The 12,798-nt window shown below is 72.0% G+C and carries 12 protein-coding genes; 3 read left to right on the top strand and 9 right to left on the bottom strand.

Annotation, left to right across the window (positions count from 1 at the left end; all coding sequences use genetic code 11):
* Positions 1-13: 13 nt before the first annotated feature.
* Positions 14-670: an alpha/beta fold hydrolase gene (locus ACTWPV_RS04950; RefSeq protein ID WP_443150760.1), complete on the top strand. Its 657-nt coding sequence runs from the start codon at positions 14-16 to the stop codon at positions 668-670.
* Positions 671-685: 15 nt separating this feature from the next.
* Here the strand turns inward: ACTWPV_RS04950 and ACTWPV_RS04945 are convergent, their stop codons facing one another.
* Positions 686-1,339 carry a response regulator gene (locus tag ACTWPV_RS04945; protein ID WP_443150759.1) on the bottom strand — a complete coding sequence of 218 codons (654 nt, stop codon included), beginning with the start codon at positions 1,337-1,339 and terminating at the stop codon, positions 686-688.
* Positions 1,327-2,457: a sensor histidine kinase gene (locus tag ACTWPV_RS04940; RefSeq protein WP_443150758.1), complete on the bottom strand. Its 1,131-nt coding sequence runs from the start codon at positions 2,455-2,457 to the stop codon at positions 1,327-1,329. The genes ACTWPV_RS04945 and ACTWPV_RS04940 overlap by 13 nt, the downstream gene beginning before the upstream one ends.
* 254 nt (positions 2,458-2,711) lie before the next feature.
* Here ACTWPV_RS04940 and ACTWPV_RS04935 point away from each other — a divergent pair, with 254 nt between their 5' ends.
* A complete protein-coding gene (locus ACTWPV_RS04935; RefSeq protein WP_443150757.1) occupies positions 2,712-3,773 on the top strand; it encodes a GNAT family N-acetyltransferase in 1,062 nt (353 codons plus the stop codon).
* 30 nt (positions 3,774-3,803) lie between these two features.
* On the opposite strand, the gene ACTWPV_RS04930 is transcribed toward ACTWPV_RS04935, so the two are convergent.
* From ACTWPV_RS04930 to ACTWPV_RS04905, 6 genes are all read right to left on the bottom strand, one after another.
* Positions 3,804-4,250, bottom strand: coding sequence for a DUF2690 domain-containing protein (locus tag ACTWPV_RS04930; RefSeq protein ID WP_347642318.1), 447 nt, complete (start codon positions 4,248-4,250; stop codon positions 3,804-3,806).
* An 89-nt stretch (positions 4,251-4,339) separates the two neighbouring features.
* The gene (locus tag ACTWPV_RS04925; RefSeq protein ID WP_443150756.1) at positions 4,340-4,705 is read right to left on the bottom strand and encodes a hypothetical protein; all 366 of its coding nucleotides are present in this window, start codon (positions 4,703-4,705) and stop codon (positions 4,340-4,342) included.
* Positions 4,706-5,026: 321 nt separating this feature from the next.
* Positions 5,027-6,253: a cytochrome P450 gene (locus ACTWPV_RS04920; RefSeq protein WP_443150755.1), complete on the bottom strand. Its 1,227-nt coding sequence runs from the start codon at positions 6,251-6,253 to the stop codon at positions 5,027-5,029.
* Between the two features lie 88 nt (positions 6,254-6,341).
* A complete protein-coding gene (locus ACTWPV_RS04915) occupies positions 6,342-7,265 on the bottom strand; it encodes an RNA polymerase sigma-70 factor (protein ID WP_443150754.1) in 924 nt (307 codons plus the stop codon).
* Positions 7,266-7,371: 106 nt separating this feature from the next.
* Positions 7,372-8,565 carry an NAD(P)/FAD-dependent oxidoreductase gene (locus tag ACTWPV_RS04910; protein WP_443150753.1) on the bottom strand — a complete coding sequence of 398 codons (1,194 nt, stop codon included), beginning with the start codon at positions 8,563-8,565 and terminating at the stop codon, positions 7,372-7,374.
* Between the two features lie 198 nt (positions 8,566-8,763).
* Complete coding sequence (locus tag ACTWPV_RS04905; protein ID WP_443150752.1) at positions 8,764-9,993, bottom strand: DUF418 domain-containing protein; 1,230 nt, start codon at positions 9,991-9,993, stop codon at positions 8,764-8,766.
* A gap of 167 nt (positions 9,994-10,160) precedes the next feature.
* On the opposite strand from ACTWPV_RS04905, the gene ACTWPV_RS04900 reads away from it, so the two are divergent.
* On the top strand, positions 10,161-11,279 hold the full coding sequence (locus ACTWPV_RS04900) for a sensor histidine kinase (protein ID WP_443150751.1): 1,119 nt from the start codon (positions 10,161-10,163) through the stop codon (positions 11,277-11,279).
* 104 nt (positions 11,280-11,383) lie between these two features.
* Here ACTWPV_RS04900 and ACTWPV_RS04895 read toward each other — a convergent pair whose 3' ends face one another.
* Entirely contained in the window at positions 11,384-12,778 is a 1,395-nt protein-coding gene (locus ACTWPV_RS04895; RefSeq protein WP_347642311.1) for an ABC transporter substrate-binding protein, read from the bottom strand.
* Positions 12,779-12,798: the final 20 nt, after the last annotated feature.

Raw genomic sequence — 12,798 nt, 5'->3', positions numbered from 1 at the left:
GGTCACCACGGTCATGACAACCTTCGTTCTCATCCACGGCGGCGGTGGCAGCGCCTTCGACTGGCACCTGGTCGAAGCCGAGCTCCGCGACCGCGGTCATGACACGATCGCGGTGGACCTGCCCATGTCCGATCCGGGAGCAGGGCTCTGGGACTACGCGGACGCCGTCGTCCGGGCGGCCGGCGAGCGGCGGCCCCTCGTGGTGGTGGCCCACTCGTGGGGCGGCCTCGTGGGCCCGCTCGTCTGCGCGCGCACAGGAGCCGCGGCGCTCGTGCTGGTGACCGCCATGATTCCGAGCCCGGGCGAGCCGCCGGACGACTGGTGGGAACGCAGCGGCTGGGTCTCGCCTGACATCGACGACCAGCACGAGCTCTACCTGCACGACGTTCCGCGCGAGCTGGCCGAGCGGGTGCTGGCCCACGACGGCGCGCTCGCCGAGACGATGAGCATGGAGCGGGCGTGTGGCGAGCCCTGGCCGCTGGCCGCCTGGCCGGACGTCCCGACGCGATATCTGCTCTGCCGCGACGACCGCTTCTTCACGCCCGGCTTCGTGCGCCGCCATGTCGAGGAGCGGCTTGGCATCACCCCGGACGAGATGCCCGGCAGCCACATGGTGATGTTGTCACGCCCGGCCGAGCTGGCCGGCTATCTGGTCCAGGTCCGGCCGTGAGGCCGCCCGCTCCGGTCAGGTGAGGCCCGCGTCGTGGGCGAGCAGCGCGATCTGGATGCGGTTGCCCAGGTCGAGCTTGGTCAGGATGCTGGAGACGTGGGCCTTCACCGTCGTGATGCCCATGGCCAGGTCGGCGGCGATGTCGGCGTTCGTCCTGCCCTGGCCGATCGCCACCGCCACCTCGTGCTCGCGCGGGGTGAGGGCGGCCAGCGCGGCGCGGGCCTGCTCGTACGCCCCGGCCTGGGCGACCGTGCGCTCCATCAACCGCCTGGTGATGCGCGGGGACAGGATCGGGTCGCCTGCCGAGACCCGGGTGACCGCTTCCACGATCTGCGGTGGCGAGGTGTCCTTGAGCAGGAACCCGGCGGCACCCGCGCGGAGCGCGTGCAGGACGTTCTCGTCGGTGTCGAACGTGGTCAGCACGATCACCTCGGGCGGCCGGGCGCGGGCGCGCAGCCGGCGGGTCGCGGTGATGCCGTCCACGCGGGGCATGCGCAGGTCCATCAGGACGACGTCGGGGGCGTGGGCGTCGGTCGCGGCGATGGCCTCCTGGCCGTCGCCCGCCTCGGCCACGACAGAGATGCCGGCCGCGCCGTCGAGCATCATGGACAGGCCGGCGCGGACCAGGGCGTCGTCGTCTACCAGGAGCACGCGGATCACGCGGGCCATGGTAGCCGGGCCTGAAGCCGGAACTCACCCCCGGTGCTCTGGTGGTCCAGCTGCCCGCCGGCCAGGCGTACCCGCTCGGTGAGCCCGACCAGGCCGAGCCCGCTGCCCGGCGCGACGAGGGCCGCGTCCGCCGGGGGCAGCGGGTTGCGCATCTCGATCAGCAGGAGCGTGCCGGGGGTGCCGCGCAGCAGCACCTCGATCGGCTGGCCCGGGGCGTGTTTGCGGGCGTTGGTCAGCCCTTCCTGCACGACGCGGTACGCGGTCTGCGACGCGGCCGCCGGCAGGGCGTCGACGTCGGCGACCTCCTCGTGGAGCCGTACCGCCTGGTCGGCCTGCCGTGCGTCGGTGATCAGGCCTGGCAGGTCGGTCAGGCCCGGCCGGGGCTGCAGGTCGTCCGTCCGGTCGTCCTGCTCGCGGAGCAGGTTGATCACCTGGCGCAGCTCCTCCAGCGCCTGGTGCACGCCGGCGCGGATCACGCCGGCGGCCCGGGCGCGCTGTTCAGGGGAGGAGTCGGGGCGGAACTCCAGTGCCCCCGCGTGGGTGGCCACCAGGGAGAGGCGGTGGGCCAGCACGTCGTGCATGTCTCTGGCGAGCCGGCGGCGTTCGGCCATGCGCGCCTCGGCGATCCGCCGGCCCTGCTCGGCCTCGGCGCGGTGGGCGCGTTCGCGCAGCGACTCCAGCAGGGCGCGGCGGGAGCGGGCGAACGCGCCCCAGCCGAGCAGCGCGCCGTAGGCGACGCAGATCAGCAGCAGCCACCAGCCGAAGGAGATGCCCGAGTTCGGCCGCCACAGCCCCTGGACCACGTGGGCCGCGATGCCCGCCCCCGTCACGGCCGCCGCGACCGGGAAGCGCCTGCGCTGGGCCACCTGCAGCGCCCCCATCGAGGCCGCGGGCGTGGCCACCGGGGAGAGCGTGGCCAGGAGGGTGGCGGCCAGCGCCCCGGACGCCGGCCACCGCAGCTGGGCGAGCGCCGCGCCCACGCTCACCGCCGCGAGAGCGAGGTCCATCCCCCAGGTGGGCCGGCCCGCCAGGCTCCACAACGACACCGCGGTCAGCGCGCCCATCACGATGAGCACTCCGGCGACCGCGGCCAGGTGCGGGGGTCGGGTCTCGTTCACCGGCCCAGGCTAATCTCCGGTACGGCGGAGCCGTCACCTACCAAAGTCGGACCCGCGCCCCACCGGTGGAGGAGAGGGCGCGACGCGCGCCCGATGCGGCGGACCGGGCCGGCGGCATGAACCTCTCCGTCAGGCGGGAGAGCCGGGTTTCCTGGGGCCGGGCCGTGCAGCCGTCGCACGGCGCATCCTCGCGGGTGTCCGTTACGCCGGCCACGGCCTACGCTCGACAGCACCAGGCACAGGGAGGTCTCGGCGTGAACGACGGGCTCGCATCGCCGCAGCCGCCGCCCGGCTACCTCTTCCGGCCCTGTGCGGGCGGCGAGGACCACGGCGCGATGGCCGCCGTGCGGCGGGGCTGCGCGGCACAGGATCGGATCGACGCCCGATCGGTGGTCGAGGGACTTCCCGCAGCAGCCGAGATCGCGGATTCCTGCGCCACGCTGACCAACGCGTCCGAGAACCAGGTCCTGGTGGAGCACGACGGTGATGTCGTCGGCCACGCGACGATCACGTGGTGGGAGGAGCAGGACGGCACGTGGTTGTACCTGCACCGGGGCTATCTGCTGCCCGGCCACCGGGGCCGGGGCGTGGGCTCGGCCATGCTCGGCTGGGCCGAAACCCGTATCCGCCGGCTCGTGCGACAGCACGGCACCACGCGGACGGCCGTGTTCGGCGCGAACGCCACGGCTCACGAACATGAGGCGACGGCATTGCTCCTCGACGCCGGATACCGGCGTGTCTTCAGCCTGGTGGAGCTGGTTCTGCCGGACCTGCGTCACCTGCCCGGCGGCAGCCGCGTGCCGGGTGGCATCCGGCTCGGCGCCGTCGGACCGGACGACTTCCACGCGGCATGGACGACCGTGACCGACGCGTACGCGGATGCCGCCTTCACCGGGACGTGGACGTTCGACAGCTTCCTCGCCACGGCCGACCCCGCCTGCTGGCGGGGCGCCTGGGCCGGGGACCGCATGGTCGGCGTCGTCCTGTGCTCCGTCCGCCGGCGGGACCACGCAACGGTGGGCGAAGTCGAGGAACTGAGCGTCCGGGCCGGGTCGAGACGTCAGGGACTCGGCCGAGCCCTGCTGCTGGACGGGTTGCGGTGCCTGAGGGAGCACGGAGCCGAGACCACCCGGTTGTACACCGGCACGTCGAACCCCTACCGGTCGTACGACCTCTACGAGAGTGTGGGCTTCCGGCGCCGGACCGAGCACGTCCGCTATCGCAAGCCGATCGACCGCCTGCCGGGGTCCGGACAGACGCGCGGCGTCGTCCCGCCGATGCCGCCGCCATCACCGCCGACGAGCCTCGCGACCTGATCCGCGCCGCCCTGGACGTCTGCGGCCGTCTCAGCCGCAGGCCTTGCCCGTGGTGCCGCTGCCCTTGTTGGTGCGGCCGATCCCGTTGGTCACGCTGCCCGAGGCCTTGGCGCAGACGCCGCTCGGGGCGTAGACCATGTTGCCCCAGTGGTGCCCGCCGTTGCCCGCGCGGTAGGTGAAGGACCGGCTCCTGGAGCTGGTGAAGACCGTGATCTGGCCGGTCGCGTGCTTGGACACCCTGGCCTCGCCCCAGTTGGTGCCGCACTTGCGGGAGTAGTAGAGCCGGATCGTGCCCAGGCTGTCACCGATCTCGTTCTTCAGCGAGGCCTTCTCGCCGGTGTACACCTTGGAGGCGGCGCACCCGCTCCGGTAGGGGTCCTTCCCGTCGTACGGGTGGGCGCTGGCCGGTCCCGCGGCCAGCAGGAGCGTCGAGATCGCCGTGACGGACACCGCGGCCGCTGCTACGTGGATCTTCATGTCGGACGGACTCCTTCATGGTGAGGCGGGCGTGGGGCCGCCCGGGAAGCTTGTGGTGAAGGGTTGCCGGGGATCATGGACCCCGGCCGTCAGCAGTTCTTGCTGATGTTGGTGAGGTCCTCGGCCAGGCCCTTGCGGAACTTCTTCTTGCCGTTGGTGCCGCCGTTCGTGGCGAGGCACTCCGTCCTCGTCCCCGCGGGGCCCTTGAAGTGCACCTTGGCGTACACCCGGTGGGAGCAGTGGTTGTTGAAGTAGACCGTCGTGGAGGAGTTGCCGTTCTTCCAGGAGTAGTTGGTCTTCCTCCCGCTGGGCTTGATGCAGGCGGTGCTGTCCCGCTGGACCGCCTGGGCGGCGGCCGTCGCGGCGGTGACCGTCCCCGCCGCGGCGGGCGCGGACAGCAGCGCCAGCGCGGCGCCGCAGCCCGCCAGGGCCGTGGTCAGCTTCTTGCCATTCACGTTCTCATCCTTTCTTTCCACGAGAAAATCGCGCCGGTACGGAGCAGCACGCAACACGGCGCCGTACCGGAGTAAGGGGGGAACGGTTCCGACTATGCCGGGCCCGCTCGGGCAGCGGCAAGCGCCATTCGTCTGAGAATTGTCCAAACAATGTCCAGCCATCGGCCTGGACAATGAAACAGCAGCTCAGCAGCCCGATGAGGAATTATTGGAAAAACAATGGGCGCCTGCTCATGACGGCCGAGAGCGCGTTACTCGGGTGTATTCCCGTTGGCGCCGCACGCGTCGATACGGGCGACCGAGGCGCGCGGCGCCGGCGCTTCACCAGGTGACCGGGAGTTCGTGGGCGCCGTAGATGATGGACTCGGCCTTGAGGGACAGCTCCTCGACCGGCACGGCGAGCCGCAGCGTGGGGATGCGGCGGAACAACGTGTCGAAGACGATCTGCAGCTCCATCCTGGCGAGGTTCTGCCCGAGGCACTGGTGCGGGCCGAACCCGAAGGCGAGATGGTGGCGGGCCTCGCGTTCGACGTCCAGGGCCTCCGGGTCCTCGAACACGGCGGGATCCCAGTCGGCCGACAGGCTGGAGATGACGACTCCCTCGCCGGCCTGGATGTCCGCCCCGCCGATCCGCACGTCCTCGGTGGCCACCCGCGAGGTGACCGTGTCGGTGATGGTGAAGAAGCGCAGCAGCTCCTCCACGGCCATGGGTGTCCTGGCCGGATCGGTTCTGATCAGGTCCAGCTGTTCGGGGTGGGTGAGCAGCCCGATCACGCCGAGCGAGATCATGTTCGCGGTCGTCTCGTGCCCGGCGGTCAGCAGCAGGAAGGCCATGCTGGTCAGGGCCGCGTGGTCGACGGCGCCGTCCTGGCGTTGCCGGGCGATCTGCCGGCTGAGCAGGTCGTCGCCCGGCTCGGCCTCCTTGCGGGTGACCAGTTCGCCGAGGTAGGCGCGCAGTTCGAGGAAGGCCCGCTGCCGCTCCTCCGGCGACGAGGTCCGGCGCACCGCCACGGCGGTGCGCCTCTGGAAGTAGTCGTGGTCGGCGTAGGGCGCGCCGAGCAGTTCGCAGATCACCAGGGACGGCACCGGCAGCGACAGCGCCTGCACCAGGTCGACCGGCCGCTGCTCGGAGGCGAGCATGCCGTCGATGAAGCGGTCGACGACGTCCTGGATCCGCGGGCGCAGCGCGGCCAGCCGCCGCACGGTGAACTCGCTGATCAACGGGCGCCGTGCCGCGGCGTGTTCCGCGCCGTCCATGCCGACCATCAGCGGCGGCTGGCTGCGGAACTGGCGCAGGGTCGCCGCGTCGACGTTGAGGATCGGGAAGCCGTCCTTGCGCCGGTCGGAGGAGAAGCGGCGGTCGGCGAGAACGGCTCGGCCTTCCGCGTGCCCGGACACCCACCACGCCTCGGCGCCGTTCACCAGCCGGACCTTGCTGATCGGCGCCTGCTCGCGCAGCCCTTCGTAGGCGGCGGGCGGCGCGAACGGGCAGCCCCGCTCGACCGGCAGCTGCACGCCGGCGAGATCGCCCGGTGCGTCCTTCGTCATCGATGACCTCTCAAAAGTCGGATCGGATCGAGCCCGGCGGGCAGGGCGAACGCCTGCTCGCCCGCCGGCGTCAAGTGCGGGCCGGTGTTCATCGCCGGGTGAGCAGGGTCTCGGACTCGACGCGGGTCAGCTTCTCGGGGTTGCGGACGTAGTAGAGGCCGGTGATGCGGGCCCCGTACCCGGCCCCCTCCTCGGCGGCGTCCTCGACGCTGATCGTCAGCACGCCGTCGAGCTCGCCGTCCAGGCGCAGGACGAGTGCCGGGTTGCCGTTGACCACGGTGGGAGCGGTGGTGATCGTGCCGTCGTACCTGCCGATGCCGCCGACGATCAGGCGGCTCACCTTCCAGGCGCCGATGACATGCTGCATCGCCGCCTGCTTGACCCCGCCGCCGTCGGCCACCAGGACGACCTCAGGAGCGAGCACGTCGAGCAGGCCCTGCAGGTCCCCGGTCTCGACCGCGCGCTGGAACGACTCCAGAGCCGCCCGGGTCTTGCTCGGAGGGACCCCCTCGCGCGGGCGCCGGGCGCTGACGTGCCGGCGGGCGCGGTGGGCGATCTGGCGGACGGCCGCGGGGCTCTTGCCGACGGCGGCCGCGATCTCGTCGTAGCCGACGTCGAAGGCCTCGCGCAGGACGAAGACGGCGCGCTCGGTCGGTGAGAGCGTGTCGAGGACGAGCATGAGCGCCATCGACACGCTCTCGGCGAGCTCGGCGTCGTCGGCCACGTCCGGCGCGGTGAGCAGCGGTTCGGGCAGCCAGGGACCGACGTAGGCCTCCTTGCGGCGCGTCATCGTGCGCAGCCGGTTGAGCGACTGCCTGGTCGTGATCCTGACCAGGTAGGCGCGCTGGTCGCGCACCTGAGCGAGGTCGGCCTTCACCCACCGCAACCAGGTCTCCTGGAGGACGTCCTCGGCGTCGGCCGCCGACCCGAGCATCTCGTAGGCGACGGTGAAGAGCAGATTGCGATGGGCGACGAAGGCTTCGGTCGCCGGATCAGTGGTGTGGTCGCTCATGCCTCGACTCCTCTCCGTCGCGGCAGGCGCTCGCGTCTGTTCACCACGGTAAGGTCCTTTCGCTGGTAGCCGGCCGGCCGCCCCCGGCGGCCGGGAACGGGACCGGTCAGCGGATGGCCGTCGCATCGCCGCGCCTGGCCGCGAGTGCCTGCCCGCGCTTGGTGTCCTTGGCCCAGCTCGGGAAGTTCAGCGAACCCGGCCTGCGTGCCTGGTTCGCCAGCTGCCAGAGGATGCCCTTGCAGATGGACTCCTTGAGCATCGCGCCGGGGCGGCCGCCGATGTGGAGGCCCATCGCGACGTCGTCCCTGTGGGCGAGCTGCATGATGCCGGCCCGGCGCCCCAGGCTGATGCACTGCGAGACGAGCGCCATGGCCAGGGGCGCGGGGCGCCCGCCCGCGATCCGGCTGAGCACCGTGTCGGCGGCGTGCGGGCCCAGCTGGACGGCGGCCTGGCAGCTCATCCGGAACGGCAGGTCCGACGGCGCCGCCGCGTCGCCGGCCGCGACGACGCGCGCGTCGTCCACGCTGGTCAACGTCTCGTCCGTACGCAGCCGGCCCAGGGCGTCGGTGCTCAGCCCGCTGCGTGCGGCCAGGTCGGGCACGCCGAAGCCGGCCGTCCAGATGGTCACGTCGCTCCGCAGTTCGCGGCCGTCGCCGAGCCGCACGGCGTCGCCGGTCACGGCCGTCACCGTCGTGCCGGGGCCGTCGAGCACGGTGACGCCGAGCTTGGCCAGCTGCCTGGCGACGGAGCGCCGCCCACGGGGGTGCAGGTAAGGGCCGAGCGCCCCGCCGCACGCCAGGGTGACGGCGCGGCCGGCCTCCGCCAGTTCGGCGGCGGTCTCGATGCCGGTCGGACCGGCTCCCACCACGGTGATCGCGGCCGTGGCGGGCGCGGCGCCGAGGTTCTCCCGCAGCCGCCGCGCCTCCTCCAGGGTGGCGATCGGGTAGGCGAACTCGGCCGCTCCCGGCACACGCGGGTCGGCGCTGCCGCTGCCCACCGCGTAGATCAGGTAGTCGTAACCGGCCGTGTCGCCGCTCGCCAGCATCACGCGGCGCCCGGCCGCGTCGATCCGGGTCACGGTGTCGACCACCAGCCTGACCTTCTCCGCCAGGACGTCGCGGTAGCCGGCGACCGCGCTGTGGGACCCGCCCACCAGCTGGTGCAGGCGGATCCGCTCGACGAAACGCGGGCGCGGGTTGATCAGGGTCACCGTCACGTCGTCGCGCTGCGTGAGGCGATTGGCGGCCAGGACGCCGGCATATCCGCCGCCTATCACAACGACCTGGGCGTTCTCGGTCATGGTGCTCCTTCATCCCGAGAGGGGTTCGGGCATAGGACACCACCCGCTCCCCCGGTGTGACCTGGTGTGAGACAGATCACTCCGGGAGCTCGCGGCCTCCCGGACGTGCACGGCTGCTTCCGGGCCCTGACCGCCCCGCACGCCGGAAGGACGGCTCGGTGACGGGTGGCCCCGCAGCGCCGCGGTCACCGTCCGGGATCAGCGGTAGGTCAGCCCGCGCAGCAGGGTCTCCGCCGGACCGCGTACGCCGGCGCGGTCCATCAGGAACGCCGCCGCCACGGTGAGCAGCCAGGTGCCGAGGGCCACGAGCGCCGCCGACCAGCTCGACAGGTGCGCGCCCAGGCCCAGGCCCCAGGCCGCCAGGAACGGCCCGAACACCAGCGACTGGGCGAGGTAGCCGCTGAGGGAGCGACGGCCGAGGGCCACCAGCGCACGGACCGGCAGCGGCTCCCGGGTGCCGCGCGCGGCGATCCGGTGGACGACGAGGCCGAAGAGCGCGGCGTAGCCCACCCCGGTGAAGATGCCGGTGTAGAAGTGCGGCGCGGACAGCGCCGCCCCGGAGGGGAGGCCGAGGACGCCCACGTGCCGCAGGGCGAGCGCCGCTCCGGTGAGCCAGCCGGCCGAGATGCCGAGCACCGCGACCCGCCGCAGCAGCGGCAGGTGCCGGGACGGCTCCTCGAGGATCCGGTGCCGTGCCGCGAGGACCCCGATGAGGAACGCCGCCGGCAGGGCGAGGGTGACCAGCCCCGAGACCAGCTGGGCCAGCCACTGGGCCACGCGGATCGCGGCGGAGAGCAGGTAGGCCGGCTCGGCGATGCTGATCCGCTGCGCTTCGGCCGCGACGGCCGCGGATCCGCCCGGGACCGCCAGGGCCATGATCGTCGTGACGGCCGCGGCCAGGGCGCCCAGGGCCAGCAGGGCGCCCACCCAGATCCCGAGGGTGCGATCGCTCCGGCCGAGGAACAGCGGCACCATGACGAGCCCGATCAGGCCGTACATCCCGATGATGTCGCCCTGCCACAGCAGGGCGGCGTGCACCGCGCCGAAGACGAGCATCCACAGGTGCCGCCGGCGCAGGAGCCGGCGGGCCTGCTCCGGGCTCGTGCCGCGCGACCTCTGCCGGGCGTACAGCTGCCCGATGCCGTAGGCGAACAGGAAGCCGAACATGGTGTGCGTACGGGCGTCCACGACGATCAGGGTCAGGGCCTGCGCGATCCTGTCCGCGAGGTTCCCGTCGACGGGGTGCAGCATGATCGTGCCCGCCGGTGACTCGTAGAGGAACCACGGCACGTGGGCCAGCGCGATGAGCACCAGCATCATGCCGCGGGCGAGGTCCGGCGCGAGAACCCGTTCCGCCATCGGGGTCGGGCGCGGCGGGGCTCCGGCGGCGGGCTTCGAGGGCGGGCCGGTACGGGGTGTCGAGGACATGCCGTCGATCTCAGCCGTCGCCGCGCTCATCTGCCAGTGAGCCCATGTCACGACCTGGCCGTGACATTCCCGCAGGTGAAGTCATGACGTGATGTCACTGGTGACGCCGCGGGGCAGGCAGAATGATGGAGCACGCGAACCGGCGCCCGGCCACCAGGAGAGGACCAGTGAGCCCGACGAACGCGGTCTCCGAGGAGTCCGAACCCGCGCGCGGGCAACTGCGCAGGCTCAACCTCACCATGTTCCTGCCGATGCTCGTCGCCGCCGGTGCGCTCGTGGTGGCGACGGACGCCCGCTCGTGGTGGGACATCCTCGTCCTGGGCGCGGGCGTGGTGGCGGCCCTGGTGGCCTTCGTACGGTGGGCGGCCGGCGACGTCCTGCGCGTCGCGCTCCCCTGCCTGGTCGTCGCCGCGGCCGTGTGGCCCTTCTCCGTGCTGGTGATCGACGGCAGCGCGGCGTTCTTCGCCCTCTCCTGCGTGGGCGCCTTCGTCGTCCCGCAGCTGCCGCGTCACCGGGGCGCGGCGGCCTTCGCGCTGACCGCCTACATCGCGGTGGTGGGCGCGTTGAGGCTGCCAGGGGCGCACGACGTTTCCGCCGTGCTGATCCCGTACGTCCTCATCCCCACGGGCGTCACCGCGGCGCTGATCGGTCTGAGGTTCCCCAACAAGCGCTTCTACGACGTCGTCACGGAGCTGGAGGAGGCACGGGAGCGGGAGGCGGAGCTGGCCGTCATCCGCGAGCGCGTCCGGTTCGCCGGCGACCTGCACGACATCCAGGGCCACACCCTCCACGTGGTGAAGCTGAAGACGGCGCTCGCCCGGAAACTCGTCGACAGCGACACCGAACGCGCCAAACAGGAGCTGCGGGAGATCCACGCCCTGGTGAGCGACACCATCACCCAGACGAAGGAGCTCGCCTACGCGCAGCGGCGGCTCAACCTCTCCGCGGAGCTGGAGAACGCGAGAAACCTCTTCGAGGCCGCGGGCATCCGGGTGCGCGTCGATCGCGAAGCGGACGTCGACCCGGCCGCGGGCGAGCTGCTCGGCCAGGTTCTGCGCGAGACCACGACCAACATCCTGCGCCACGCCCAGGCGACGCGGGTGCGGATCACCCTGTCGGAGTCGAGCATCACCGTCGTCAACGACGGGGCCCAGCAGGCGCCGCTGCCCGAGCTGCGGGGACTGGCCGCCCTCGAGCAACGCCTCGCCGCCGACGGAGGCGAGCTTACGGTCCGCCAGGACGGCGGGGAGTTCCTGACGGCGGCGGCGTTCCCGCACCGGCGTTGACGACAGCGCCGCCCGGCGGCGCGCGGCCGTCCGGGCGCCGCGGGGCCCGGACGGCCGCCGAGCCTGGGGGGCGGACGTCCTGCGGTGGACGCCCGCCCCTGCCGTCACTGCTCGACGTTGGCGTTGTACTTCTGGATGGGCGTCTGCAGCGTGGCGGCGGCGTTCTGCATCGCCTGCTCGGCCGGGGTGCGAGGCTCCTGCCCCTCCCCGGCGGGCACGGCCTGCTCGAGGCCGACCTCGGCCGCCTTCCTGGCCTCGGGCATGACGCCGAGGAGGCAGCCCGACGTGGCCGCCGACGGCTGCTGGGCGCGCAGTTGCGTCACCGCGACCTGGAAGTTGGGGTTGTCGTTCGCCTTGGCCTGCGGGTTGACCGGCACGTATCCGGTCGCCTCGTGCCATTTCGCCTGCTGCTCGGGCGTGTTGGAGAACTTCACGAACTCCCAGGCGGCCCGCTTCTCCGCGTCGCTGTGCCCCGCCGCGTTGATCCACAGGGAGGCGCCGCCGATGATCGTGCCGCCGCTGGAGGAGTCGGACACCTTGGGGAACGGGGCGGTCTTCAGCTCGAACTTGCCCTTCGCGGCCTCGGTGTAGCCGCCGAGGGCGGAGGTCGACTCCAGGTGCAGGGCGATCGTCCCGGTCTTGAACGCGTTCTGGGCCTGGTCGGTCGGCCGGCCGGTGTTGGTGGCGTAGCCCTCCTTCACCAGGTCGCCCAGCCACTGGGCGAACTTGGGCCCGGCGCCGGTGCCGAAGTTCACCTTGGTGGCCAGGCCGTTCCTGCCGTTGCCGTTGTCGCAGTACTCGGCGTTGTCCTGGGCGGTCAGCTGCTCGACGAACCAGCCGTAGAGCGCGGCGTTGAAGCCGAACTGCTTGACCGTTCCGCCCTCCTTGACGGTGAGCTTCTTCGCCCACTCGCCGACCTCGTCGAGCGTGGCCGGCGGCTTGTCCGGGTCGAGCCCGGCCTCCTTCACGGCGTCCGCGTTCATGTAGAGCAGCGGCGCCGAGGAGTTGAACGGCATCGACCAGAGCTTGTTCTTGATCGTGTAGTAGCTGGCGATGTTGGGCTCGATGTTCGCGTTCTGGTCGAACTTGTCCTGCTCGATGAACTTGTACATCGGGACGACCTGCTGGGAGTCGTACATGAACCGCGAGCCGATGTCGTAGATCTGGACCAGCGGGGGCGTGGCCTCCTGCTGTACGGCCTGCTTGTAGGCGACGACCATCTGATCGTAGTCGCCCTTGAAGACCGGCTTCACGGTGATCTTGTCGTTCACCTTCTTGAAGTCGTCCACCATGGCCTTGATGGCGAGCTCGTTCTTCTCCTTCATCGAGTGCCAGAACTCGATCTCGATCGGTTCGGTGATCGCGTCCGCGCCGGGCGCCGTGGCGGCCTCGCCGCCTTCGCCCGAGCCGGCGTCGCCACCGCAGCCCGTCAGAGCGAGGGAGAGCGCGGCCGTGACCACCAGCCCGTCGCGCGTACGCCGAAATCGGGGTCGTGCCATCTGGGAACTCCGTTTCTTGT

This window comes from Nonomuraea sp. KM88 (assembly GCF_052245635.1).
Taxonomy (GTDB): Bacteria; Actinomycetota; Actinomycetes; order Streptosporangiales; family Streptosporangiaceae; genus Nonomuraea.
Note: the sequence above shows the minus strand (reverse complement) of the source record. Positions and strands in the feature narration are given on the sequence as shown.

Excerpts from the sequence above, each read along its gene's own strand:
- ACTWPV_RS04895 (WP_347642311.1), bottom strand. The coding sequence starts at position 12,778 with ATGGCACGACCCCGATTTCGGCGTACGCGCGACGGGCTGGTGGTCACG.
- ACTWPV_RS04930 (WP_347642318.1), bottom strand. The coding sequence starts at position 4,250 with ATGAAGATCCACGTAGCAGCGGCCGCGGTGTCCGTCACGGCGATCTCG.
- ACTWPV_RS04905 (WP_443150752.1), bottom strand. The coding sequence starts at position 9,993 with ATGTCCTCGACACCCCGTACCGGCCCGCCCTCGAAGCCCGCCGCCGGA.
- ACTWPV_RS04910 (WP_443150753.1), bottom strand. The coding sequence starts at position 8,565 with ATGACCGAGAACGCCCAGGTCGTTGTGATAGGCGGCGGATATGCCGGC.
- ACTWPV_RS04920 (WP_443150755.1), bottom strand. The coding sequence starts at position 6,253 with ATGACGAAGGACGCACCGGGCGATCTCGCCGGCGTGCAGCTGCCGGTC.
- ACTWPV_RS04945 (WP_443150759.1), bottom strand. The coding sequence starts at position 1,339 with ATGGCCCGCGTGATCCGCGTGCTCCTGGTAGACGACGACGCCCTGGTC.
- ACTWPV_RS04950 (WP_443150760.1), top strand. The coding sequence starts at position 14 with ATGACAACCTTCGTTCTCATCCACGGCGGCGGTGGCAGCGCCTTCGAC.
- ACTWPV_RS04915 (WP_443150754.1), bottom strand. The coding sequence starts at position 7,265 with ATGAGCGACCACACCACTGATCCGGCGACCGAAGCCTTCGTCGCCCAT.